General features: G+C 35.7%; 15 protein-coding genes and 2 pseudogenes. 6 read left to right on the top strand and 11 right to left on the bottom strand.

What is annotated here, in order from left to right; all coding sequences use genetic code 11:
- Positions 1-104 precede the first annotated feature (104 nt).
- Together IGJ23_RS07510 and IGJ23_RS07515 are read left to right on the top strand one after the other, a co-directional pair.
- Entirely contained in the window at positions 105-1,598 is a 1,494-nt protein-coding gene (locus tag IGJ23_RS07510) for a response regulator transcription factor (protein WP_438774797.1), read from the top strand.
- Complete coding sequence (locus tag IGJ23_RS07515) at positions 1,573-3,285, top strand: cache domain-containing sensor histidine kinase (RefSeq protein ID WP_438774798.1); 1,713 nt, start codon at positions 1,573-1,575, stop codon at positions 3,283-3,285. The genes IGJ23_RS07510 and IGJ23_RS07515 overlap by 26 nt, the downstream gene beginning before the upstream one ends.
- 298 nt (positions 3,286-3,583) lie before the next feature.
- On the opposite strand, the gene IGJ23_RS07520 is transcribed toward IGJ23_RS07515, so the two are convergent.
- Genes IGJ23_RS07520 through IGJ23_RS07530 form a run of 3 tightly spaced genes read right to left on the bottom strand, consistent with a single transcriptional unit; the run spans position 3,584 to position 8,637 of the window.
- A complete protein-coding gene (locus tag IGJ23_RS07520; RefSeq protein ID WP_010719000.1) occupies positions 3,584-4,537 on the bottom strand; it encodes a beta-galactosidase small subunit in 954 nt (317 codons plus the stop codon).
- A complete protein-coding gene (locus IGJ23_RS07525) occupies positions 4,518-6,395 on the bottom strand; it encodes a glycoside hydrolase family 2 protein (RefSeq protein WP_438774799.1) in 1,878 nt (625 codons plus the stop codon). Before IGJ23_RS07525 ends, IGJ23_RS07520 begins: the two co-directional genes overlap by 20 nt.
- A gap of 4 nt (positions 6,396-6,399) precedes the next feature.
- Positions 6,400-8,637, bottom strand: coding sequence for an alpha-galactosidase (locus IGJ23_RS07530; protein WP_438774800.1), 2,238 nt, complete (start codon positions 8,635-8,637; stop codon positions 6,400-6,402).
- 115 nt (positions 8,638-8,752) lie between these two features.
- On the opposite strand from IGJ23_RS07530, the gene IGJ23_RS07535 reads away from it, so the two are divergent.
- Positions 8,753-9,784: a LacI family DNA-binding transcriptional regulator gene (locus IGJ23_RS07535; RefSeq protein WP_053766792.1), complete on the top strand. Its 1,032-nt coding sequence runs from the start codon at positions 8,753-8,755 to the stop codon at positions 9,782-9,784.
- Between the two features lie 52 nt (positions 9,785-9,836).
- On the opposite strand, the gene IGJ23_RS07540 is transcribed toward IGJ23_RS07535, so the two are convergent.
- Positions 9,837-10,628: a MerR family transcriptional regulator gene (locus tag IGJ23_RS07540; RefSeq protein WP_010718996.1), complete on the bottom strand. Its 792-nt coding sequence runs from the start codon at positions 10,626-10,628 to the stop codon at positions 9,837-9,839.
- Between the two features lie 99 nt (positions 10,629-10,727).
- On the opposite strand from IGJ23_RS07540, the pseudogene IGJ23_RS07545 reads away from it, so the two are divergent.
- A pseudogene (locus IGJ23_RS07545) lies at positions 10,728-12,466 on the top strand (ABC transporter ATP-binding protein).
- Positions 12,463-14,250, top strand: a complete 1,788-nt coding sequence (locus IGJ23_RS07550; RefSeq protein ID WP_438774801.1) for an ABC transporter ATP-binding protein — start codon at positions 12,463-12,465, stop codon at positions 14,248-14,250. The pseudogene IGJ23_RS07545 and the gene IGJ23_RS07550 overlap by 4 nt, the downstream one beginning before the upstream one ends.
- 478 nt (positions 14,251-14,728) lie before the next feature.
- On the opposite strand, the gene IGJ23_RS07555 is transcribed toward IGJ23_RS07550, so the two are convergent.
- Positions 14,729-16,264: a WD40/YVTN/BNR-like repeat-containing protein gene (locus IGJ23_RS07555; protein ID WP_438774802.1), complete on the bottom strand. Its 1,536-nt coding sequence runs from the start codon at positions 16,262-16,264 to the stop codon at positions 14,729-14,731.
- 64 nt (positions 16,265-16,328) lie between these two features.
- A complete protein-coding gene (locus IGJ23_RS07560) occupies positions 16,329-19,019 on the bottom strand; it encodes a BspA family leucine-rich repeat surface protein (protein WP_438774803.1) in 2,691 nt (896 codons plus the stop codon).
- A 204-nt stretch (positions 19,020-19,223) separates the two neighbouring features.
- On the opposite strand from IGJ23_RS07560, the gene IGJ23_RS07565 reads away from it, so the two are divergent.
- Positions 19,224-20,693: a helix-turn-helix domain-containing protein gene (locus IGJ23_RS07565; protein WP_438774804.1), complete on the top strand. Its 1,470-nt coding sequence runs from the start codon at positions 19,224-19,226 to the stop codon at positions 20,691-20,693.
- A gap of 69 nt (positions 20,694-20,762) precedes the next feature.
- Here IGJ23_RS07565 and IGJ23_RS07570 read toward each other — a convergent pair whose 3' ends face one another.
- From IGJ23_RS07570 to tnpA, 5 genes and pseudogenes are all read right to left on the bottom strand, one after another.
- Entirely contained in the window at positions 20,763-21,569 is an 807-nt protein-coding gene (locus IGJ23_RS07570) for a hypothetical protein (protein ID WP_181915036.1), read from the bottom strand.
- 60 nt (positions 21,570-21,629) lie between these two features.
- Complete coding sequence (locus IGJ23_RS07575; protein ID WP_181918568.1) at positions 21,630-21,878, bottom strand: antirestriction protein ArdA; 249 nt, start codon at positions 21,876-21,878, stop codon at positions 21,630-21,632.
- 377 nt (positions 21,879-22,255) lie between these two features.
- The gene (locus IGJ23_RS07580; RefSeq protein ID WP_438774805.1) at positions 22,256-23,602 is read right to left on the bottom strand and encodes a UvrD-helicase domain-containing protein; all 1,347 of its coding nucleotides are present in this window, start codon (positions 23,600-23,602) and stop codon (positions 22,256-22,258) included.
- A 1-nt stretch (position 23,603) separates the two neighbouring features.
- Entirely contained in the window at positions 23,604-25,427 is a 1,824-nt protein-coding gene (locus IGJ23_RS07585; RefSeq protein WP_438774806.1) for an AAA family ATPase, read from the bottom strand.
- 338 nt (positions 25,428-25,765) lie between these two features.
- Positions 25,766-26,242, bottom strand: a pseudogene (gene tnpA / locus IGJ23_RS07590) (IS200/IS605 family transposase).
- Between the last annotated feature and the right edge of the window lie 31 nt (positions 26,243-26,273).

The following is a 26,273-nucleotide window of genomic DNA, read 5'->3' on the forward strand; positions in this document are numbered from 1 at the left end:
ACAAATTTAGATTTCAAATTTTTTTATTTTGAGTAATTCATCTTGCTTTTCTGCCAATTAAACCGTATTTTAAAAAGAGAAACTGTTTAAAAGGGGGAACAAGCTTGATTAATTTATTATTGATCGACGATGAAAAAACAATCTTACATGGCATAGCCAATTTGGTTGATTGGTCAAACCACGGGTTCCAAATTAAAGGCGCTTTTTCAAACTCATTGGAAGCGCTTGATTTTTTCTCTATTCATTCTAATGATATTGATATTGTCATTACTGATCTTATCATGCCTGAACTGGATGGGATTGAACTTGCTCGCCTCCTAAAAAAAAGCAAGCCTGATATTCAAATATTAGTGTTATCAAGCCATGATGATTTTCAACTAGTGAAAGACTCTTTTAAAGAAGGCGTATCCGATTATTTACTTAAACCAAAATTGAATCCAGAAAACCTGCTTTCTGCTTTGAACCATTTGGTTAAAAAAGGCCAAAAAAATCTAGACTCTAAATTCTCTCTAGATAGTGCTTTAACACAATATTTCTCTGGACAAAAAACAACGATATCTAACGATCCTTTTCGTTTCCCGTTATTTTACATCGTCTATAGCGAAATGGATGATTTAGCTCCACTAGCTTCTCTAAAAAGTAACGAAGAACGAGCTGAACCCTGGATTGATTGTCAGCCTTTTACCACTCTCGACTATGAATATGGTTGCTTACTAAATGTTTCTTCCATGGATTGTTTCGAACAAATTCAGACTTCTTTGCGTGAATATGCGCAAAAATCTGATGCATTATTGATTATTTCCCCTTGTTTAGAGCTAAGTGAGCTGTTCGATTGTTTTCAAAAATTAAAAAAATTAGGCAAAGGACAACGTTTTTATCAGAAAAGTGCTGGTGTTATATCGGAAGAACAATTAGTCCCTTTGATTCCACACTTTGATCAGAGCACGAAAAGCTACTTAACAAAGATTGTCAACAAAGATTATGTATCCGCTATCAGAGAAATGAAATCAGCGATTGAGACTCTGATCGCTTTAAAAATTGACCCTTTATTTTTAAAACACGAAACAATCAATCGTCTCTACGCACTCATCAATGCTTTAGAAGATGGTCAAGGGACGAAAGAATTGACGACATTAAAAATTACGTTACCAACACTTATAACGAACGTCGCCACCATCGAAGATTTTTCCATTACGTTTACTAAAATCATCACTCAATTGATGCGTTGGAGCACGCCGGAAAAGAATGAAAACTCAGAAATTCTGACAGCGATCTATGATTATGTTCAAGAAAATTATCATCAAGATATTTCCTTGCAAATCATCTCCGAAAAATTTCATTTTTCCTATAGTTATTTATCTACCATGTTTACCGAGAAATATGGGATTAGCTTCACTAAATATCTAAAAAAAGTCCGGATACAACATGCGAAACGGCTTTTGCTTGAGACAACCGAGCCACTTTCACAAATCTCTTACCAAGTAGGATTTGCTGAACTTGGTTACTTCTCAAGAGTATTCAAGGAAGAAACTGGGCTAAATCCTTCTCAATATCGAAAAGGAAGTTTGAAACATGAAGAAAAAATTCAAAGAGTATGAACTAGTTACAAAACTACTGGTTGTCCTAGTCATTGCGCTTCTTACTCAAGCGATTATTCTGTCCTTTTTCATTTATGATCGATCCAAAAACGCTTATATCCATCTATTTGATAAATCGAATGAACTAACGCTTGGCAAAATACAACGTGATTTTGAACGATTGAATGATAATATCGAAAATACCTTAACGATGGTCGCTAACAACCCTGCAGTCGAAAATTATTTCTCTAACGATCAGCACTCTTCGTTAGATAACTACACTAATGTAAAAACGATCCAACAAATGAACCGAAGCTTTACTTCGATCTCTCCTTCCATCAATTACGATCTGATGATCTATGGTGATAGTGGACATACCTTTGTTGGAAACGAGATGCTAGCCAGTATGGATGCTGCGGCATTCATGAGATCTGATGTCGTACAAAAAGCAAAGGCACATAAAGCATCGACCCAAATGTTCTTTGTCGACTTTGGTTTGACTACTCGTGACCAAACAAAAAGCAGCATCCTATTCATTAAGAAATTGACTTCCTCGTTGAATCATATTTATGGGTATGCTGTCATTGCGATAACTGCAGATGAGCTAGCGAATTTATTCAATGAAACGATCCATTCGGAGGTCTCCAAAATCTATCTCATCAATGAAGCAAATCAAATCATTACCTCCAATGAAACTGGCATGATTGGTGCCAAAACCAACTTGTTAAATGATTTAAATACCAATGAAACAAAAACAGTTGATTATAATCGTTTAACACGTGTTCCATTATATCGACAAAACTTAGCTTTGATTAGTAAAGTAAATATTCGTTCACTAGTCAATCAAATGGGACTGATTGTTCCGATCGTCCTTTTTAATTTGATGACTTTAATGGTAGTTGGTGCTATTGTCTTTCGCTATATGAACCGTCAGACAAAGTCGATTTATGCCTTGATTCAGTCCTTAAAACATATCAAAAAAATTCCTAATAATACCCAAGTAGACGTTCAAGGGACCTACGAAACAAAGACTTTAGGCACTACAATCAATCAACTATTAACAACGATCGATGAGAACTATTTTACTTCAATTGAAAACGAAAAGAAAAAACGCCAATTAGAGATTCAAACGATGCAAGCCCAAATCCAGCCTCACTTTATCTACAATACGTTAACTAGTCTAAAATTTTTGATCTGGCAAAAAGAAAATCAAAAAGCAATTCATGGAATCGATCATTTTATTGATTTGTTGAGAAGTACCATTGGGAAAAAAGCAGAAACAATCACTGTCGAAGAAGAATTAAAAAGTGTGCAAAGCTATATCCATATTCTTTCATTGAGATATGGTGATGATATCGCCACTCGGATCATGGTCCCCGATGAACTATACCCTTTTAAAGTGCCCAATATGATGATCCAGCCAATTATTGAAAATGCTTTTTTACATGCTTTTCAAACAAAAAAAAGTGGGTTTATTACTTTATTCGGAAAAATTCATGAAACACAATTGATCTTTGAAATCGTAGATAACGGTGATGGATTTGATACAAATCAAAAGAAAAAAAACAAGGACTATTTTTCTGGAATCGGAGTCAAGAATGTGAACGAACGAATCAAATTGCTTTACGGCAGAGAGTATGGATTGCAGATCCAATCGATTATGGGTGTTGGTACAACGGTAAAAATCACATTGCCATTAATCAGTTAATTCAAAAATAAACAATTCAGTTAGTTGATACTTATAAGCAATAGACGCTGCCCTTCTAGGATAGATGATCCTAGAAAAGCAACGTCTATTTGTCTATGGTTTTATATTTTTCATGTCTGCTAATAATATGAAAAGCTATTGTTCTTTACCGATACTTAGCTATCAATCCTTCCTTTCTCTAGATAGACAGCATTCAAGCATCAGCTCCTTGAAATAAGCCTAAATTTTTTTAACTTGAAAAGGTGTTTTAAAAAATTGCCTCTTATTTGCTCGGAGCTGACCGCTTCTTTCACGACCTTTACTTCACGATAAAACTAAATTCATGGTCTTCTTCCGCTGAAATATGATACGCTTCTTCAACATCTGCTCCCCAGCTGTTGATTCCTCCTACACCACGTACCTTCCCTTGAATCACTAAGACGGTTCTTCTAGCTGGTGGTAACTCTTCAAGATGCGTAGCATTTTCTAATTCTTCGGCTTTATAGGGGAGAGCTGAAAATGCAAAATCGCCGTTCACTTGTTCAAAGCGTAATGAAAATTCCTCCTTTCCTTGATCCGCATTATTCATCGTAGAATCTCTAGTGATTTCTAGCCATTTCGTCTTCATATGGACACCACAATCCTGTGGCACGAGATAGGGAGTCACTGGTAAACCAGTTACTTTATAAGTACCCTCGATTCCTCCTGCCATTCGATCTGGATACGTTTCTCCTGATAGTCCTTCATATTCAAAATATTTCGCTTTGGTTGGCATAATAAAGCGAAAACCTAATAAAGGTAATTCAGGCAGTCCTTGCTGTCCATGATAAAAGACAGAAATTTTCATTTCCCCATCAGATTGTACTTCATAGTTGACTATGACTTCTGTTTTGGGCACCGTATTGATTTCTAACGTGAATTTGATCGCTGCCGATTGCGCATATTCATGATTGGAATAGCGATTATTGATCGGAGCAATTGGCTGTTCGATTGGTTTTTGATCAATGGAAACTTGAACATTTTTTACTTTCGGGTACATCCCAGCCCCTAGCCACATGGACGAACGATAGCCAAACCCATTCCCTCGATCATTATCCGTCAAAGCCCGCCAAAACGTCGGCAGCGTTTCTCGATACAACCATTCTTTCCCATTTTTATTTAAGGATTCCAACCCACCTCTTGTATAGGAAAAGATATAATGAAATCCTTCACCTTTTAAAGCAAATGTACAATCTCCATAAATAATCTTCATTTTAATCGCTGTATTTTCCATAATAATACCTTACCTCCTGTAATGCCGGTTTTTCTTGACCATCAGAAAAGACGATCCCGTTACCTGAAAATTCATAATCACTTGGACGATCATCAAAGTCCCCACCGTATCTCATTACTTTTTGTTTCGTCAATGGATCGATCACTTGAATCGCTTGATCTTTAAAGTCCCAAATATAGCCACCTTGATACATTGGGTATCGATCTAATAATTCCATGTAAGAATTCAATCCTCCCAACGAATTCCCCATGTCATGCATGTATTCACATAAAATGAAAGGCTTTTTCCCATCATTTTCAAGGTAATCACAGATATCTGTTGGCGTAGCATACATGCAACTCTTGACATCAGAAATCGAATCTTCGAATGCAGGATTAGGGAAATTTCCTTCATAGTGAACAAGGCGATCGGGATCTTTTTCTTTAAAGTAATCATTCATCAAACGAATATTCTCTTCTGCGTAAGATTCATTTCCTAAAGACCAGAATAAAATACTCGTATGGTTCTTGAATGTCTCAAAATTTGTCTGTGCTCTGTCAAGAACGATCTCCCGCCATTGAGGAACGTTCCCCGGTACATTGTAAGACGGCTCAAACGCGCCCATCTTTTGCCAAGAACCATGAGATTCCAGATTGGTCTCTGCCATCAAGTGAATCCCTGCCTGATCACAAAGATAATACCAAGGGATTTGATTTGGATAATGTGAGGTTCTAACCCCATTGATATTCGCATGTTTAATGATTTCTAGATCTTTCTTCATATCCATCAAATCGATAGCTCTTCCTTTTTCAGGATGCCATTCATGTCGATTGACACCGTTGATGATCAAACGTCGGTCATTCAAATAAATGATCCGCTCTTTGATCTCGATCTTTCTAAAACCAAATGGATAGTAACTATACTCCGTCACCCCAGTATCATCAAACGTTTCAAATTCGACGGTGTATAAATTGGGTTGAAAATGATCCCATAAAGTAATTTTATCTACTGGAATATGCAACGAGATTTGTTCTTCGATTCCCACTTCTTCTTGATGGATCTCTTCTCCTTTGCAATTGAGGAGTCGGACACGTAGCTTTCCGTTTGAAGTAAGATTTTCAATAGTCAAGTCGATATCTACCCAACCGCTTTGAAAAGAGGGATCAACTTGAGGTTTGATCCACATATCCTCTATATGATTTTTCCCTCTGGCGATCAATGAAACATCTCTAAAAATCCCAAAGAAACGGAAAAAATCTTGGTCTTCGAGAAAAGCGGCACTACTTCTTTTATGGACTTCTACCGCTAAACGATTCTCTTCTTCCAGATAAGGAGTTAAATCAAATTCAGAAGGCGTGAAAGAATCTTCTGCATAGCCAACAAAGTGCCCATTTAACCAGACATACATTGCCTGTTCGACACCTTCAAATCGAATGGTGATCGCCTTTTCTTTCATTTCTTCATTTAAAGTAAAGTTCGTCACATATGAGCCAACTGGATTATACTCGGCTTGAGAAAACATCCCCTCGGCTTCTTCCTTACCAGCGGTTGTATAAGCCGGACGTCTAAACTCATGCCCTTCCCATGGATACATCGTATTGATGTAGTGGATCTTGTCGTATCCTGCTAGTTCGATATGCCTAGGAACATCAATCTGATCGAAGCCACTGTTATCAAATTCCTTTTCAAAAAAATTCACTGGACGTTCTAAAGCATTACGGGAATAGCAAAATTGCCACTTTCCATTCAGCGATTGGATCCTGGTGTTTCCTGTTTCCACTTCTTCTTTAGCACCATAAATAACATGATCACTATGGGCTTTCCTTTGATTTACTCGATACACTTGCGGATCATCTAACCATTCAATCAATGCATTCATTTTTCTATTCTCCTTCGTCTATACTCATAAAATGAATCAATTCTGTTTGAAAATCGCCATAAAAATCCGGGAAATAAAGACCTATTGTCATTAATTCCGATCCTGAATATACTTTGCCATCTATCTGGTTCTGGTATAGTTTTTCTTCGCTTAGTCCAACAAGGCGTACCTCATGAAATTCGGGCTGTGCATTTGCCAACCGACGATTTATAAATAAGAGGACTTCCTGTTGGTTTTTTGAAACAAATTCCCAGGAAGCAATATTTTGCTCAAAGGGATTTTGTAAACGATAGAAATCACCATATTGGACTGTCTGTCTGATTTTTTTATAAAATTCTACCTGTGTCGCTACTTCCTGCTTTTCCTCACTAGATAATTTTGTTAGATCGAGTTCATATCCAAACACCCCGCCCATGGCCACATCTCCACGTGTTTTTAAACTGGTGACTCGACCCGTTTGATGATTAGGAACAGCTGATACATGGGCAGTCATAGCTGAAATAGGATAAGCTAAGCTCGTCCCATATTGGATATTGATGCGTTCAACCGCATCTGTATTGTCACTAGTCCAAGACTGTGGCATATAATAAAGCAGCCCTGCATCGAACCGTCCACCACCACCAGAACATCCTTCCCAAAGGATATGAGGATAGTCGTTTGTTAAGTTTTCCATCATCTCATATAATCCTAATAGATAACGATGCAAAACTTCCCCTTGGTTTTGTTTGCCCAATGATACCGAATAGACATCAGATAGCGATCGATTCATATCCCATTTGATATAGTCGATCTCCACACTGTCTAACAAATGCCGTAACTGTGTTTCAATCGTCTGCCGGACTTCTTTTCGGGTAAAATCAAGGACGTGTTGAGATCTAGAAGCTGATGGTTGACGACCTGGTTCTTTCATCATAAATTCGGGATGATCCCGATTTAATTGAGAGTCGCTGGAAACCATTTCAGGCTCAACCCACAAGCCAAACTTTAGTCCTTTTTGGTGAACATAGTCAGCGATCCCTTTTAAGCCATTTTTCAATTTCCCTTGATATTCAAACCAGTCTCCTAGAGAAGATTGGTCCGAATCTCTTTTCCCAAACCAGCCATCATCTAAAACAAACATCTCTATCGCTAATTCGTTTGCTTCATCAACGATCGCTTCGATCTTTTTGCTCGTAAAGTCAAAATAAGTCGCTTCCCAATTGTTGACTAGGATCGGACGTTCTTGGTATTGGAATCGCCCTCTTGCTACTCGTTCCCGTAATAAATGATGGGTCACTTGACTCATCCCATTCAACCCTTGATCAGAATAAGTTAAGAGTATTTCCGGTGTTTGGAAGCTTTCATATGGTTGTAACTCCCAAGAAAAATTATAGGGATTGATCCCACCGATCACTCTAAATTGTTGAATGGCATCTTTTTCAATCTCAAAGGAATGATTTCCCGAATAAACAAGATGGATCCCAACTGCTTCCCCTGTAAATTCAGTTGTTGCATGATTTGTCAAGGCAATGAATGAATTCATCTGATGACTGCTTGAACCACGACGGCTTTCAAATGATTTGATGCCATCTGTTATGCTTTGTCTAGACATCTGCCGTTCTTTGACATGCGCTCCTGGTAAGGCAATCACTTCATCAAACCGGCCTGAATTCGTAAAATCAAGTTGAAAAGAGGCTGCTTTTTCAATCATCACTGGATCATTGGTTTCATTTCTTACCTTCAGCGAACGTGTAATCACTGCTCTTTCTCGATAAATCGTATAGGAAAGATCCACGTAAATCTTTTCTTCACGATCTTTCAACGTCACGATCAACGTTTCTGCCTCTGTATCATTCTTGATATACGCTTGCGGTAATCCAGATAAATTTGGCTTTCCTTCTTGGAGCTGAAAACTTTCATAACGTAGATCAAGCAGATTTGATCCATTTTCTCGACGAATCATCAAGGCAGGTAATCGATAATCCATCCCTCCGTGCCCTGAATACTCTTGTGGTAATGTATCTTTTGAATACGTTCGATCTTCATTTAAGGGGACGTTCCCAGAAAAGCCACGATCTCTGCGAGGATATTTTTTATGATTATGATAATGGGTCGTTCTTTTACCAAAATAAACATGAGCCAGAACTTCACTTTCTTCAATTTGAAGAATATAGGAAATTTCTGAATTGGATAGATGAAATACTTTTTCCTGTTCGTCAAATGTGATTAAAGCTGCTCTTTGATTCTTCATCACTTGTTCCATTGTTTCACCTCTCAAATAAATAGTAACCGTTTACTTTTGTTACATTTCCTGTATACTGTTTACTAAACAAATATGTCAATAAAAATTTTTATTTTTTTGTAAGGGGTGCCATTTTATGGTTGGAATTAGAGATGTCGCAAGAAAAGCCAATGTTTCACCTGCTACGGTCTCAAGAGTTTTGAATGAAGACAAAACGATCAGTGTCTCTGCTGCTACTCGTCAACGGATTTTTACTGCAGCTGCCACATTAAATTATGATATCAACAAGCGAAAATATATTAAAAAACGCCGTCCTTCCATCGGTGTCATTTCAGCAATCAGTAAAGCCAGCGAAGAAAAAGATATTTATTATCGAGAATTACGAGCAGGTCTAGAAGAAGAAGCCAGCCGACTCCATATCGGCATGAATCGAATTTATAATATGTCGGATAACCCGACTGAGTGGAAAGATTTGGATCAATTAGGTGCTATAATCGTAGTCGGTACGATCGATAAAGGTGCAATCGCCGATTTATTGAAACAGAACCGACAATTAGTTGTAGTAGATAATCCAGATATCCAACAAGAAGTGGATATGGTCTATGGAGATCTCGAACGAATGACTAAATCTGTTTTAGAACTTTTTTTAGACAATGGGCACACCAACATTGCTTATATTGGTGGTTATCAAATCGATATTAACGAAGCTGGTCGGAAATCAACAACTGAGAATGAAAAAAGGCTCAGAGCCTACCGCCATTTCATGCAAGACCATCATTTGACCAAACAGATCAATTATTATTTAGGAGAATGGACAGAGGAATCCGGAGAGCAGTTAGCGACCAAACTTCTCGAAAAACAAAAACATGATTTACCGACGGCCATTTTGATCGGTAGCGATCCTTTAGCATTAGGTGTTTATCGAGCATTACAAAAAGACAATCGAAAAATTGGAGAAGAGATCGTTCTAGTTAGCTTCGATAACATCGAGGCGATTGCTGATTTATCTCCTAGTTTAACAAGTGTAGCGATCAATGCAAAAGCCATTGGTCAGTCTGCTGTTCGATTAGCGGTGGAGCGAATCGATGGTTTGAGAGATGAACCGATCATTGTCACTTATCCTACACGACTAATCATTAGAGAAAGTTTTAACCCTGATAAATCCTAACCAAAGAGACGAAGAAGAGCGAGATAACTATCCTTTCCCGCTCCTTCTTCGTCTACTTTTGCTTATCCTCATTTGTTAAATCAGCTTCTACTTTTTGGCTTTCGATCCATCCTAAATAATATTCATGATAGACTCCTTCTTCCGTTTGCTTCGTTAGCAGATACTGTCCAATCACATTTCCTGTTTGATACCCTCGTTGAGCTAATGTTAATCTTACTTCTTCGATATTGTTCTTTTCGGTATGATTGACTTCCACTTGTAATAAAAATCGATGATAAGTTTTACCAGGCTGATTGTACCAAACAATTTTAGACAGTGGAATTGTGGCTGATGTTTGGTCTGTACAGAAGCCATAAATCATTTCATCGCTCAGCGAAAAATCAAAATACCCACCGAAGCTGGCATAGTTTTCAAGATAGGCTTTCGAATCTAAAATGTCGTCGGAATCCACTATGACGATTGCCGCAAAAGGAATTGTTTCTTTGGTAATGCCTCGATTGTCAATCATAAGTTTTAATTGTTCTTTTCGAGCCAAGATTTCTTCATGTTTTTTTTGCAGACTTATTTTTTCTTGCTTAATCCGCTGCTCTGTTTCTGCAATCGTTGCATAATGTTCTTCGATCGTTTTTCCATATAAATTTTTCATCTGTTTGATTGGAACATCTAATTTTCGATAGAAATTGATGTCATAGATCTGAAAAATATCATCAATATTAAACATCCGATACCCGTTTTCTTCATGGCGTAGAGAATGGATTAACCCTTGCTCATCCCAAAAACGAATCGTTGACTTTGGTACATTTAGTAGTTCCGAGACTTCTCCGATTGTGTAAAGTTTTGGCATTTCCGCTCACCTCTGGTTAATTTTACCGCTTCTTCTATTGACCTTCAAGTAACTTTAAGGTGTAAAATTCATTATTGTCTAGTAAAAGGAGGAAACAAAATGACATTACTTAAACAATTCCTATGGAAGAATAAAAAAATCGTAGGCATGACTTTTTTATTCGTCTGTTTACAAATCATTGGTACTCTTGGTGTTCCTAAATTAGTGGCAACATTAATTGATGAAGGGATAGTTACTGGTCAAAACAGTAAAATTTATACCATTGGTCTACAAATGGTATTCGTAGCCTTGCTAGGTACTTTTTCAGCGATTGCTTCTAGCTATTTTTCTGCACTAGTGTCTGCAAAATTTGGCTACCAAACAAGGGAAAACTATTTTGATAAGTTCCAACAATTATCGATGAAAGATGCAGATGAATTTGGAAGTGCCTCACTCCTGACTCGAATGACTAATGATGTAGATAATATCCAACAAATGATTGTACTCTTTTGTCAAATGATCTTACCTGCACCAATCATTGCGGTGTTTACAATTGTCATGATGCTTCAATATTCCATGACATTGACATTGATTACATTGATTTCTGTGTTTATTTATGCTGTCGTTATTTACATTTTAATGAAAAAAGGAACCCCTCTATCTCTCAGTATCCAACCAAAAATGGATCGTATCACAGTGACTTTAAGGGAATTTTTTACAGGTGTGAATATGATTCGAGCTTTCAACAATCAAGACTATGAGGAGAAGCGCACCAATCAAACATTTGAGAAATATGCCGCACAGATGATCCGAGTCAATCGCGTATTTGCTTGGGTCACTCCGATTGCTTTTTTATTGATGGGGATCGTATACAGCGCCATTCTTTGGTTTGGTGGTTCGTTGGTCAGTGAAGGTACACTACAGATCGGGACTGTTACTGCCATCGTCGAATATTCGATGCTCACGTTGGCTTATCTAATGACTGCAGCTATGGTGTTAGTCGTCGTTCCAAAATCGATGTCCTCTCTTCGGCGGATCGAAGAAGTGTTGAATCAACCTATTGAGATCATTGATCCGGAAAATCCATCAACAGCTTCGCTGAATATGGATGATGAGCATGTGTTATCTTTTGAACACGTTTCTTTCAGTTATACCAAAGATTCGGAACCTGTATTGGAAGATATCCATTTTAAGGTACCTAAAGGCAAAACAACTGCCATCGTTGGCGGAACTGGTTCTGGTAAAAGTACAATTGCCAAATTGCTCCTTCGTTTGAATGATGTGACCAGTGGACAGATTACATTAGGGGGCAACCACTCCAACAATTAACACAAGCAACGATTCGTTCGAAGATCAGCTATGTTCCGCAAAAAGCGTTTCTGTTTAGTGGAACAATTTTATCAAACCTGCAAATGGGCAATGAGCATGCAACAGAAGAAGAATTGACCTCAGCTATACGTATTTCACAATTAGAGGAAGTTTTGGATAAATTGCCCAAAAAATTAGCTAGTTTTGTTGCACAAGGCGGAGATAATTATTCTGGCGGACAAAAACAACGGATGTGTATTGCACGAGCGCTCATCAAACCAGCAGATATCTATGTTTTCGACGATAGCTTTTCTGCTTTGGACTACAAGACGGATGCAAAACTAAGAACAGCCCTCCATGAAGAAATGGCTGATAAGACATTGATCATTGTGGCTCAAAGATTGAGTACAATCATGAACGCTGATCACATCATCGTTTTAGACAATGGCCGAATCGTGGGACAAGGAACTCACGAAACACTCCTTGCTACTTGTCTTTCTTATCAGGAATTTGCTAAATCACAAGGGATTTTGAAAGAAGGGAATATATGAAAACAACTGATGTAAAAATGAATAAACATAGTTTGATCCGCTTTTGGAAAATGATCCAATCTGATCACAAAACATTTTATGGCTTACTATTATGTAGTTTAATCGGTAACCTGATGGTCGTTGCAATGCCGATGATCATGGGCGTTGGTATCGATCAGCTTTTAAGTCGAATCCGTACGATCGGGATTGCTGAAATGACATTTCATGATGTCAAGGATGCCCTTTTGTTCCCTGTTGTTTTATTACTCGTTTTTTCTTTTTTAAGTAGTATTACTTCTTTCATTCAAGAATACGCAATGGCTTCATTGAGTGAAAAAATCACACTTAATGTTAGAAAAGAAATGACCAAGAAATTCAAAACATTACCAATGGCCTTCTTTGATCAGCATCAGGTAGGAGATATCATCAGCCGAACAACGACTGGTTTGAATCAACTAGCACAAGTCTTGCTAACAGGGATCAATCAATTTTTCACTTCCATCGTAACGATTTTATTTTCAATTTTGATGCTGTTTTATATTGACAGCAAATTGACGTTACTGATTCTTTTATTGATCGTTGGTAGTTCATGGGTCACTCAACTCTTTGCGAATAAAAACAAAAAGATTTCTGATGACAATCAAACAGAACTAGGTTCATTAAATAATAAAGTGGAAGAATATCTTGCAGGTAACTTGGTCATCAAAACATTCAATCAACAAGATCAAGCGATCGAGTCGATCCGTCAAGTAAATCATTCACAGTACCAAGCATTTAAAAAAGCGCAATTCATGAACTTTGCCATCTATCCAGCGATTCGCTTGATCAATCAATCAGCGTTCATTTTAAGTGCTGTCTTAGGTGGGATCTTAGTAATATCTGGTGGACTCACACTAGGATTGTTACAAGCTTATCTGCAGTACATCAATCAAATCTCTGAACCGATCTCGACCGCTTCTTATGTCATCAATTCGTTACAATCTGCTATGGCGGCGATTGATCGTATCTTTGAGATTATGGATGAACCAAATGAGCGTTCTGATCACGAAAATACAGCATCACTTGACCAGCCTGCTGGTTCAATCAGGTTCAAAGATGTTCGATTTGGTTATAGTCCAGATAAGATCTTGATGGAAAATGTCAACTTTTCGGCTAAACCAAAACAAACAATTGCAATCGTGGGACCAACTGGGGCAGGAAAAACGACATTAGTCAATTTACTCATGCGATTTTACGAGCTAAACCATGGAAGAATCGAATTCGACGGAATCGATATCACGAAATTCTCTCGTAGTGAGTTACGTAAACACTTTGGGATGGTTTTGCAAAATACGTGGCTCTTTGAAGGCACAGTGGCAGATAATATTGCTTATGGGAAACAGCAAGCTTCCAGAGACGAAATCATTGCGGCTGCCAAAATTGCCCAATGTGATCATTTCATCCGTACGTTACCTGAAGGATATGATACGATTATTTCAAGTGAAAATGGTTCGTTGTCACAAGGACAACAACAGCTATTGACCATTGCTCGGGTATTGCTGGCGGATCCTTCCGTAGTTATTTTAGATGAAGCAACCTCCAGCGTGGATACCCGCACCGAAGCAATGATCCAAAAAGCAATGAATGCTGTCACAGAAAACCGAACCAGCTTTATTATCGCCCATCGGTTATCTACGATTGAAAATGCCGACTTGATTTTAGTGATGGAAAATGGAAATATTATTGAACAAGGAACTCATCAGTCACTATTAAGCAAACCAACACTTTATGCTAGTTTATATAATAGCCAATTTCAAATCACATAAAAGAGGTTGTGAAAAGTGCGCTTTGACCTGAGTAATAAGGAAGAAAATCTCGAAACAGCTCCTCATGTTTTGAGATTTTTAGACTTATTACCGAGGGTCAGCACTTTGAACACCGTTTAGCAAGAGGCTGTGAAAGAAGCGTTTAGCTCCGAGCGAATAAGAGAGGATTTTTTAAAATAGCTCCTCATATTTTAGGAAATCATCGCTTATTGTTGAGGAGTTGCTTCTTGAACGCCGTTTAGCAAGAAGTTGTGAAAAGTACGCTTTGACCTAAGTAATTTTGAACACTTTTTACCTATTTTAAACCCCATAAAAAAGAGCCTGGACTTTTTTCCAAGGCTCTTTTTTATGGGTCTATTCTTTCAATCTCTCTTATTCACAAGTTCAATCGTTACATAGAGAACTTTCACTTACATAAATTGTCAATGTCTCTCCTTACGCCATTTTCTTTTTGGTGTTGAAATTCATCTAAACTTTTTTAGCGATTCTCTACTTGCGATAATTGTTGTTCGAATTGCCATGTTTCTCCACCATCAGTCGAATAAAAAAGACAAGCAAACATTTTTCCTGCATCGATCGATCCATTTTTTAGGAGGTAAAACTTGGTTTCCAATTTATTGGCACTTACTTGTACCACTTCATTTGGTGACTGGAACAAATCGATCCCTCCCAATTGATACTCACCCGGGATAGCTACCAAGGATTCTTTGAATGTTAGTCCCCCATCATTCGTATAATAGATGTTTTCTCTTGTAGAGAGGAAACCCAATGTCTTCGTCACAAAACTAACATTTTGAATCGGTTGATTTACGATGGTACTGCCGCTTTTTTGCCAGCTTTGCCCTTTATCGTTGGTCGTATAAATTTTTAGACTTTCCGCAGACATTCCTGTAGAGGATGAAAATACCATGATGCCTTGATCGTTTGTGAAAAAGTTTGCTTTACGATAACGAACCTGTCCGCCTTGATCTGTAATCTGACTTTTTTGCCACGTCTTCCCATTATCAGCTGATGATAATAGGTAAACGTTTTTTTGATCAGGTGAATAGATAAACCAAGAAAAAGTAGGAGAAACATCAAATGTTTTGTCCATCCATTCCCCTTTTGCAACAGTACCCGAAGTCAAAGTATAGTCACCAAAACGCAACCAGTCCACAGCAATTGGAACGAAATGCCAGTCTTTTCCTTGATTCGTCGTCAAATACAAGGCTTGTGTTTCTGGGTCTATTTTTACGTCATTCGTTTGCTCAGTGGTCAAATTGACGGATGTTTGAACAGGTTTCAATAAACCGTCCTGATTAGTCGAAGTTGGCATTTTTCTTACTTTTTCTTCGCTTTGCATCATAGAGTGTACATTCGTTGCTACTGGTCCTGCATTAATGAATTGATAAACACCCCCGCCAATCAACAAGAGTGTTCCAACTCCAATTGCTAAATGAGAGTAAAAAGGCTCAATTCTTTTTTTGTTTTTTCGGTCTATCGGTTCATTTACTTGCATAAAAACATAGTATCGATTACTGCCATACCAAGTAAGTTGTTCTCCTAGAAAAAGTGAGACACCCTCCATCGTTTGCAGCAGAAAATAACGCCTCTTTTTCGCAAGTGTAAACTCCTTTTTGTTATGATCACTCAAGTAGAGATAATTTTCGTCCTGAGAGCCAACTGAAATATGTAACATATTCGTCACTTGTTTTTCCAACCATTGATCATAATGCCGAGAGATGTTCCTCTTTTTGAACCATAGCACAGCAACGAGTAAAAACAAGAATAGTCCTATCGCAAAGTCAACATAACTTGAAAAATGGTACAAACTAGTGATTCGCTCCATTTTAAATGAATGTGGATGATTCTGCTTTAAATGATGGTAGATGTTTCCCCATCCGCCAAAGAACAACAGGTTAGCGATTAAATACATCCCAATTTTCCATGTCATTTTTTTCGTTCGTTGATTGATGATAGACAACATCTTTGCTTTTGCTGACATCAATTCAATAATCAATAATTCTTTATCCATCTTGCCAATCTCCTTTTTTTACATTATGACGTAAAACGAGGAGATTGACTAGTTGATTTACGCTTTATTTAACGTTTATCTTTTTTTTGTAAACAAAGTATAATCCAAGTAAGAAGCAAGCCATGCCAATCATAGAAAGACTTGATTTTTGATAACCTGTAGTAGGTAGTTTTTTGTCTTCTTGTTCGTCTTTTTCATCTTTATAATCTTTTTCATCTTTTTTATTTTTTTCATCTTTTTTATTTTTTTCATCTTTTTTATTTTTTTCATCTTTTTTATTTTTTTCATCTTCTTCGTCTTTTTTATCTCTCTGATCGTTGTTATTCGTTGTCTCATTTGGCGTTGCTGGTACTGGCTTTTTATCCCCCGATTGGTTCGTATCCGCATCTGGTTTTTCTTTAGTTGGTTCAGCTAGCACATGGATTTCAACAGTTTTCTTTTGATGACCGTTTTGATAGGTCACTGGATAAACGCCAACTTTTGTCGTATCCACCTTACCAGAAACCATTTTCTGGTCAAATGTTAGGGGATTTCCTTCTTTATCATTGGCTGAAATAAAATTGTCTTGTGGATTCCAATTGTCTCCTACATAGAGTGTGGAACCTTTAACTACGAGTGTTTCTTTGTTCTCTTTGACCGTTACTTTGATCGTCTTACTTGCTATTCCGTTGGTATACGTCACAAAATAATCGCCCGTTTTTTGGCTATCCACCGAACCTTCCACCATTTTTGGAGTGAACGCTAGAGGCATCCCATCTTCATCAGTAGCTGAAACAAAATTAGCTTGTGGATCCCATTGATCACCCACATAAATAACTGAGTCTTTGGCCTGAATGCTCTCCTGGTTTTCTTTCACTGTTACATGAATGACTTGAGCAGCGCTACCATTAGTATAAGTAATCGGTGTCACTCCTACTACTGAGGTATCCACTGTTCCACTGACCATACTCATATCAAATGGAAGGGGATTTCCTTCCTTATCTGTTGCTGAAATAAAATTATCCTGTGGATCCCAGGTTTCACCAAGGTAAAGCGTCGAATCTTTGGCTAAAATTGATTCATAGTTTGGCTCTTTCTGCCAAACATACGTATCTGCCATCGCTCCTGTATAGTTCGCCATCAATTCTTCTGAAGTTAGCACGTATTCCCCTGCAGGGTTCGTAACCGTTCCAGAACCAACGTTTTGCCAATAACCAGTGTTTCCATCTTCTACTGGAATAGCAGGAAGATTGGCTGAATCTACAAAACGATAGCCTTTACCAAGAGTCAATTCATTGAGGCTCGTTGTTCCAGCCAGCATTTCTGCCATTTCTACGGGATCCTCAAACTGAAAATAAGAAAGATCTAATTTTTTTACTTTCGAACAATTTAAGAACATATATGTCAGATAATTCACAGACTCTGTATTGAAATTAGACACATCGATCGTCTCTAGTAACTCACAATTAGCAAACATGTATCTCATTGCTTGGACTAGACTGGTGTCAAAATTAGAAACGTCCAAAGAGGTTAAACTATTACAGCCATTGAACATATAATTCATGGATGTTACTTGACTTGTATCAAAACCTTCCACTGCGATCGTTTTCAATTTGCGACATTGATCAAACATGTAATGCAAATGAACAACCTTTGATGTATCAAAATTAGAAACGTCCACACTCTCTAATTCATAATTCAAACGAAACATCACTGAAAGATCAATCGCACTTGATGTATCGAAATTTGAGACATCCACATAGCGCAACTTCTTACATTCAGCGAATAAACGTGACATATAAACCACATTTGATGTATCAAAGTGAGCGATATCTAAGGTAATTAATTCATTACAAGCAAAAAACATTCTGTTCATGTTGACAACATTACTCGTATCAAAACTAGAAAGATCGATTGATTGTACTTTGGTACATCGACTGAACATGCCACTCATATCAACTACATTACTTGTATCGAAACTTGAAAGATCAAGATGAATGAGATTCTCTGTTTGGTCAAATGCTTCAAAAAACATATTAGACATATTCGTGACATTTGACGTATCCCATCCTGACAAATCAACGCCATTTAGTACACGACAGTCAGAAAAAAAGGAAGTCATATCCGTTACTTGACTTACGTCTAAATAAGCTAAATTCTCAATGGACAAAAGATTACTATATCCATAAAATAAGCGATGAGTTTCTTTAGGAGCAATCGTTGGTCCAGTGAATACCATTTTTTTTATTTTAAATCGATAGCTGTTGAACCAAGGAGGAAAAAACGTAACCGGTGTTTCTCCCAATGTGCCTCCTCCAATATATAATGTACCTTCTGCATCGATTCGCCAAGAACAAGTTCCGAAAACACCACTGGCAATATCGGTGGATTCTTCTGTAGGTGTGGCAGTGTTGAGAAGTGTCTCCTCTTGCTCTGTGTTTTCCGTCAATTGATCCTGATCTAAGTCAACAGCTGATTGACTTTCAGTTGGTTGATCAAGGCTCTCTGATTCCTCTACCAGTTCTTCTTGCGGAACTTCTGTCATTGACTCTTCTAACTCTGGCTGATTTTCATCAGGTTCCTGGATCATTGTTTCTAATGGATTTTCGACCAGATCGTTTTTACCTCCTGGTTCGTTTAAACTAGTTGCTGTTTGTACTTGCTCTTCGTCTGGTTTACTCCATTCTTCGGCATAAGAATAAGAAAACGGATGAAGCAGAGATTGTGTCGCCAACCAAATCGCTAACGAACATTTGACTAACTTTTTCTTGTTCATTGATTTTCCCCCTAAATTCACCATGTTTTTAAAATAAAAGCTATTTATATAATCAACGATTACTTGAAGGAAAAGTTTTCTATTTTTTTCTTTCAAAAAAAATATTAGTAAAAAAATTGAGCTCATCGTTTATTCAAGTTAAAATAAAAAAGATTTCACTAAATAAATTACGCGGCTTTTAATTAAAGTCGGGAAGGAATAAGAATGAATAACCTATTTTTCAGATTATTAAATAACAAGCAATTACAGCGGCAGATAAGAATTCTTTACTATTTACATAAATGTGATTCGATTTCTTCAACTGAAAAACTAGTGAAAGAACTTGAAACAACAGCACCGACACTTCGCGCGGATATTGATTCTTTACAACAATTACTTCCCAAGGGAATGACCATCAAATATTATAAAAAGATCGGTTACCGATTGATGGTGTCTACATTCAAAACGATTGATTCCATTGTCATGGAGATCGCTAAAGATACAATTGTTTATAAATTGATTGACGAAATCTACCGAGGTCGTATTCATTCATTCCAAACTGCCACCGAACAGTTTCATCTCTCGCATTCAGTTTTGAGAAAGACCATTCGCCATATTAACAAAGAATTAAAATTTTATCGCCTTACTTTATCGACTAAACAATTAGATTTATTAGGAAATGAAGCAGATATCCGTTACTTTTTATTTGAGTTTTACCATGGTTTTAGACAAACATTTACGACCAATCATTCTTATCAAACAATCAACAATACATACGAAGAACTCCAAGAAGCGACAACGCAAATCGCAACAAATTATTTTCGCATCAACTTATGGATGAATATTTTAAAACAGCGCTTATTAAATAAACAAATGATTCATCTCGAACCGTCCTTATGTAAAGAAATTAAGGCAAGAACAAGTTTCATTCAGTTTAAATCGGTTTTTAAAAAGTATTTTAAAAGTAGATTTGGTATTACCCAAGTAGCCGAGGAGGAAATTGTTTGGTCTTACCTCATACGCTTACATTGTGTTTCTTACTACCCAGCTAACAAAACTTTGAATCTGTGCTATCCAGAAGATATTCCAACCTTAGAACAGTATGAACCATTTTTACGACCATTACAGAATTCTACAACTATCGCAAATGTCGACCTGCTAAAGTTAAAAGGATATCTCAGCAACCTGCGTCTGCTGACAAAAATCTCTTCTCATTTTGAGCGAATCACTTTAGAACTTCATACCAGCGTACCTATGAAAGTCAAAAAACTTTTTAAAGAATGGCAGAACTATTTAAAAAAGTATACACATGTATTACCTTTTTCTGTTACCCACTATCAAGATATCGCCTTAACGTTAAGTATTATTCATTATGCCAATTTAACCTCTTCCTCTACCCAAAAAAAACAGACAATTTTATTTTCATTCCAAGGAGAACCCGGATTAGAAGACTATTTGACTCGATTCGTATGCCAATTGCTTCCACAAAATGTGGTTCCTCTTTTTGTCTCTAATAAATTTATTTCACATAAGATGGTTTTAGAAACTGAGGTTGCATTGGTTGTTTGCAATTATGATTTTCTAGATACAACCTTCCCTTGCCCAGTACTCTTACTTTCTTATTTTCCTACAAAAAAAGAATGGCTCGATTTACAACAATACATTTTTAAATTAGCTTATCCAATCAATGATTGATCATTAGTTCCACAAGTAACAAAAAAAGAGCAATCTACTATAATAGCTGATTGCTCTTTACAATGATTCCTATAAACTTTTATTTAATTCTTCAACTTTTTTTTGTACGTCTACTTCTTTATATTTCTCCCCAAGTCTTACAGCTCTTAAGGTATTTTCCCAATCATTAATATTAACTGGTTCGCTAGCTCTATTAATACCTGTTAGCATAGCACTAGCAAATATTGAAAAATCTAAAGCAAATACAATTAAATCATTAATATCCTTATAGTCTAATGGAAAATTATTTATAATGATATCTAAGTCTACTTTCATAGTAGCTTCATCATTATGTGCATATACTTTATTGCGTTGTTTTAATAAATTTTTGATTTTTTCATGTAGTTTACTCAAACGCCATTCATAAAGGTCAAAGTATCTTTCAATAGTCATTTCTACATAAATTGGTAAATTTTTATCACCAAGTAATTCTTGAGTTGGTTTTTCACGTTCTATTTCCTCTTGGAAAAAATCTCTTTCGTCTTCCATTACAGTGTGTATAAAAGGAAAAGTTTGCGTATGATTCTTGCCATTTACATTTATTTCTTCTTGAAGTTTAAATTTTGGGAAATAATCAATATTATCCCTACATTCCTTAACTAATTTTTGAATATTTGATGAATAACGATGAGAATCATATATCTTGGAAAGCTCCATAAATGTTGCCACAACTAAAGCATTGTAGGTATAAGAATAAAATGCACTCGATAAAGACATTTCTTCGTAATAATTGGTTCTGTTTTCTGCAACTTGTTTTACAATTGAAAAATAGCAATTAGCTTGACGTGCTTGGTTCATAAATATATCTATCTTTTTAATTAGTTTTTCTTTGTCCATTATGAGGATTCCTTTCATGTGTAATTATAATACAAATATTATACTAGAAAAAACTCATAATTATAAGAATATTTTAAGAAACGTATCCAAAACACCATGCGAAATGACTATATAGTTGTCCGAAATTTCCATGTCACGTCCGAAAAATTGATAGTCGATATAGATTTGAATATTGCGTGGTACTGGTACTTCCTCAAGATATCTAGTTTCTCCCACGCAGTAGCGAGAACTAACTTCTAGAGAATCAAAACCACTATAACAGTCCATATTCTCTACGTGTTCTAGCAATTTTGCTAAAGGACAAACCACATACCTTAAATTTCTTTCAATTTATCGAGGAGCGGTTCCTCTCTAATTCCATTACCAGTTCAAACATACGATTGATTTTACTAATTGTTCAACTTGTCCTCACCGGCGTATTCTAATTATTCAAATGTCTTTTACATGTTGGGAATTACTTTTTTTAGTTACATAAATTAGTTACCTCTTTTTTTCTATTTGTTGTAGTTGTTAGTAGTAGTTAGTAATTAATGACATCCCTTTTACAGTCGTATAACGGTTCATATATCACTTGCTTTCTAAATCGAAAGACGCAAAGGGTAGTCATTATTCATAATTAATCCTTACGTAATCAGATTACTATATAGAACAGACGCTTCTTAAAAGGAAACGTCGTAAACATAAAGCTAAATGAATTGTTTGAAATAATTAGAAACAAAGTCTTTTGAGTATAATTCTTCTACTCCTTTAGAAACAACAATCGAGAGCTTATCTAAAGACCTTGTTAAGGCTACATAAAGTCTATTTTTAGTTTTATTGTTATTTTTTTTATCTCCAAATAGATAAGGTGCTAAATCATTTGTTAAAATAAACAAACAATTTTCGCCCTCTCGCCCTTTGATTTTATCAATAGAACTAACCGATATTTTATCGTTTGACTCTTTCACATTACTTTTTAATGAATTTATTATTTTGGCATAAGTCTTTGTATCCATAGTGTAAGTGTCACCTATCTTTTTCATAGCTAGTGTAGAATTTTGGGTGTTAAGGTATGTGTCCAACATTTCAATTGTAAAATAGTAGGCAAGTTGCTTAACTAAAAGGACATTTTTATTCTTAGTTAAATCATGGATTAATAAAAACTGTTCAATTTCATGAAACAAAGTTTCTATTTTGTAATTACTTTCGGATCGTTGAGTCGTTGAATACTTTTCATTTTTTTGAGAGATATACATCAAATCAAAATTTTCTTTGGCAATGAGTGTTTTTACATCAATATCAGACTCAAAATAGATGTTTAATATCCCTTTATCTTTTTTTGATTCTTGTTTTTCTGACTTAGTAACGAGTGTATTTGAAATATCTAAGTGTTTTTGTGGACATCTATAGCAAGTATTGATATGCTTCGTTTTTTCTGGAAAATCTAGAACCATTTTACGAAGTGAACCACAACCTTTCAAATCTTGTTTAGGGTCACCCATTAGTTCAATTGGTATGGAAAAAACATCCAAACCTTTAACTATTTCCAACATATGCTTATCCATATCTTGTGCTTCGTCAATAAAAATATACCCACAATATTTGGAGAAATTATTCAATAAAACTTTTCTTTTTTCTTTTTCTTTTTTCTTGTCGGTAGATTTTTTACATATAATCCATTTTGCTCTTTCTGTAAAAACTTCTACATGAAGAATGCTACTTCTTTCTAATTCGGATATTTTAAAATTTTTAAATTTTGGTACGGGATCTAACTCAATGCTCGAAATCTGTTCATATTGTTTGCCATATAACAAGTAGTAATACGGTTTAATGATATCTTGATACAAAAAAGAATGTATTGTACTCAACTTTATATTTCGAGGAATTGTATCATAATATTCATTGAGTTTTTCTGCGATACAATTTACCGCATTGTTAGTAAATGTTATACAGTATATATTTTTATCTGTGGGCAATTCTTTTTGCTTAACAATAATCCGTTCAGCCATTGTAGTAGTTTTTCCCGCTCCAGCACCTGCAATTTTAATTATCATTTCAACTTTCCTCCGATATAATAGTTTCAGAGTAAATTTCTTTTACTGGCAATAAAAAATCAATTATTTTTTTAATGTGTTCCGGCATTTGTAAGTTTAAAAGCTCGCCACTTGAAATATCTTTACAAACTTGAAGCATAATGGATGATTTTGAATCTGTCCATTTTTTAGAAAGCTCAGTTTTATCTGCAACTTCCCAGTTGAAATTACGCTTGAAATAATCACTAAGCAACTCAAAATTTTGTCCAGTGTTTACAATTTCTGGCTCTAGGGTATATTCTGAAGTAGTGGTTACACATATATTGTTATACTGATTATATTCCTCATGTTCATTTTGTGCCTTTGGCTGGTTATCAAAATCTCGCACAATTCCCAAACGATTTGAGCTATCATAATTCAATTTCACCCAAATATCCATTATATCTTTAAAACCTTTATGAAATGAAATTACTTCTATGTCGCTAAGATATTGTTGACTATTAATGTATGAACGAATAAATAATTCCTCTGTTAATCCCTCAACCAAAATACACCTTCTTGAAAAGAAAAGTTTATATAAATCGAGATTTGGATTCTTAGTTAAGTAGTCTTTGCATTCACTCGATAGTTCTGTAGATAAAGAAAATGCACAACCATCATTTACTATTATAACGCTATCAAAATGAAGCTTATTAATAAATTCAGTGCTATGTGTAGAGTATAATAATTGCACTGAATTGTCTTTTGTAGCAAAGGCATTCATGTAGCTCGACATTAGTTTCTTATTATTAACACATAAATGTGCTTCTGGTTCTTCTAAAGTTACCACTGAAAAAGCCGTATCCTCTTTCTTCTCAATGAAAGAATTAAGCAATACTAATAGCAGTATTAAGTTCCTATGCCCCAAACCTTGAGACGATAAGTGTTCATTAGAATACCCCAATTTAACGCTACTGAGTAGAGAGTTCATGTTGGGCATATTAGGCAATATAGAAATTTTCTCAAAAAAATTTTTAGCATACTCTATTTCTGAATTTTCTTGCCAATTGATAATATTTTCCATTTCACTTAAACTCTTTAGCTTTTCAAAAAACTTGGTATATTCTTTTTCTACTGTTATTTTTGAATCAGTATCCAATTTCATATGCAATAGTTTTACTAAAGATTTTGAACCTATTCTTTCTGTAGATTGAGAAAAATCATCACGCTCAGCAATTAATGATGTGTACTTAAATAGTTTCAAAACATCATATGGGATACTGGTATCTTTGTTAGGAACTTTTATAGAGTGAGTATATAAATCAATTGGTAATAAATTCATTTTTATGGATTCAATTATGCTAATATCTATTTTATTTGTTTCAGTAGTTTCAATTCCTTGTGAAATGAAAATTTCCTTTATTCTTTTGAGTACATCGTTAATACTCTTTGGAAAGAATTCATAACGAATTCCGTAACGAATTTCATCACTTTCATTTATATCACACGATAAATCCTTAACAAAATATAGCTCAAGATTATTCTTAGGTCTCAGAGTAACTTCAACTATCACTTTGGGCAACACTCTTGTAAATTCTTCCAAGTTAACCGAACCATCTATTATGGATTTATGATTTGCGAAAATATATTCATAATAGATTTTTTTTGCTTGATTGTTTATATCTGACCATGTTAGATTCTTTCCGTTATATCCAATATCATTTGATAAAAATGGTAATGTGACAGCTCGTAATATGTTACTTTTCCCACTATTGTTATTTCCTACAAAAGCTGTATTATCTTCTAACTTAATATTTATACTTTGAATGTTTCTATAATTCTCAATTATAAGATTTGAAATTTTCATTGAATACCTCTCTGCCTTTTTCCTTAATATTAATATATTCTAAGTATATTACATTATAATTAAGAGTTAAATAACAAATTTATATCAATGGCACTTGCAAAAGCATATTAGCGTACTGAAAATTTTGGTTCCACAATTTATAGGACTAATGAATCAGAATTGATTCTTCAGTTCCATTTTCATTAATGAATAAAGTCATTAATAACAATCAAAACCACCCGTGTGAACGGGTGGTTTGTTTTGCGGCTGAAAGCCTCTTTTACCGGCCTAAGTCTAAAAGACTTACCGAATCGGTTCCCTCTTGCACCACATTTACTCGCTGCTTCTCAAAGAAGCTCTTAGTGTTTCTTACGATTTTTTTCTCCAGTAAATGGATCAACTTCTTCAAACAATGTAAGCTGATCTGCTACGTGGTCTTCTCGTGATTGATTACGAATATATTCTGCGATTTTTTTCTTATTTCGTCCTACTGTGTCCACATAATATCCTCTACATCAAAACTTTCTATTTCCATAACTATATTTGAGTTCTGCATGTCTATCAAAAATCATTAAACTACTTTTTCCTTTTAGGTAACCTAAAAATTGAGAGACACTTATTTTTGGCGGGATACTGACTAACATATGTATATGATCTGGACAAGCATTTGCTTCTAAAATTTCCACACCCTTTCTTTCGCATAATTCACGTATAATCTCTCCAATACTTGCTTTGTATTTGCCATAAATGAGTTGGCGGCGATATTTCGGAGCGAACACTATATGATACTTACATTTCCAAACAGTGTGTGATAAACTTTCTGTAGCCTTGTTCATAAAAAGATACCTCGTAAATTTTTTGATGTGG

The sequence above is a fragment of the Enterococcus sp. DIV1682a genome, assembly GCF_051711005.1.
Taxonomy (GTDB): Bacteria; Bacillota; Bacilli; order Lactobacillales; family Enterococcaceae; genus Enterococcus_B; species Enterococcus_B hirae.

What these genes read in the sequence shown, in the direction of transcription:
- IGJ23_RS07515 (WP_438774798.1), top strand. Translation starts at nt 1,573, where the DNA reads ATGAAGAAAAAATTCAAAGAGTATGAACTAGTTACAAAACTACTGGTT.
- IGJ23_RS07520 (WP_010719000.1), bottom strand. Translation starts at nt 4,537, where the DNA reads ATGGAAAATACAGCGATTAAAATGAAGATTATTTATGGAGATTGTACA.
- IGJ23_RS07525 (WP_438774799.1), bottom strand. Translation starts at nt 6,395, where the DNA reads ATGAATGCATTGATTGAATGGTTAGATGATCCGCAAGTGTATCGAGTA.
- IGJ23_RS07530 (WP_438774800.1), bottom strand. Translation starts at nt 8,637, where the DNA reads ATGGAACAAGTGATGAAGAATCAAAGAGCAGCTTTAATCACATTTGAC.
- IGJ23_RS07535 (WP_053766792.1), top strand. Translation starts at nt 8,753, where the DNA reads ATGGTTGGAATTAGAGATGTCGCAAGAAAAGCCAATGTTTCACCTGCT.
- IGJ23_RS07540 (WP_010718996.1), bottom strand. Translation starts at nt 10,628, where the DNA reads ATGCCAAAACTTTACACAATCGGAGAAGTCTCGGAACTACTAAATGTA.
- IGJ23_RS07550 (WP_438774801.1), top strand. Translation starts at nt 12,463, where the DNA reads ATGAAAACAACTGATGTAAAAATGAATAAACATAGTTTGATCCGCTTT.
- IGJ23_RS07555 (WP_438774802.1), bottom strand. Translation starts at nt 16,264, where the DNA reads ATGGATAAAGAATTATTGATTATTGAATTGATGTCAGCAAAAGCAAAG.
- IGJ23_RS07560 (WP_438774803.1), bottom strand. Translation starts at nt 19,019, where the DNA reads ATGAACAAGAAAAAGTTAGTCAAATGTTCGTTAGCGATTTGGTTGGCG.
- IGJ23_RS07565 (WP_438774804.1), top strand. Translation starts at nt 19,224, where the DNA reads ATGAATAACCTATTTTTCAGATTATTAAATAACAAGCAATTACAGCGG.
- IGJ23_RS07570 (WP_181915036.1), bottom strand. Translation starts at nt 21,569, where the DNA reads ATGGACAAAGAAAAACTAATTAAAAAGATAGATATATTTATGAACCAA.
- IGJ23_RS07580 (WP_438774805.1), bottom strand. Translation starts at nt 23,602, where the DNA reads ATGATAATTAAAATTGCAGGTGCTGGAGCGGGAAAAACTACTACAATG.
- IGJ23_RS07585 (WP_438774806.1), bottom strand. Translation starts at nt 25,427, where the DNA reads ATGAAAATTTCAAATCTTATAATTGAGAATTATAGAAACATTCAAAGT.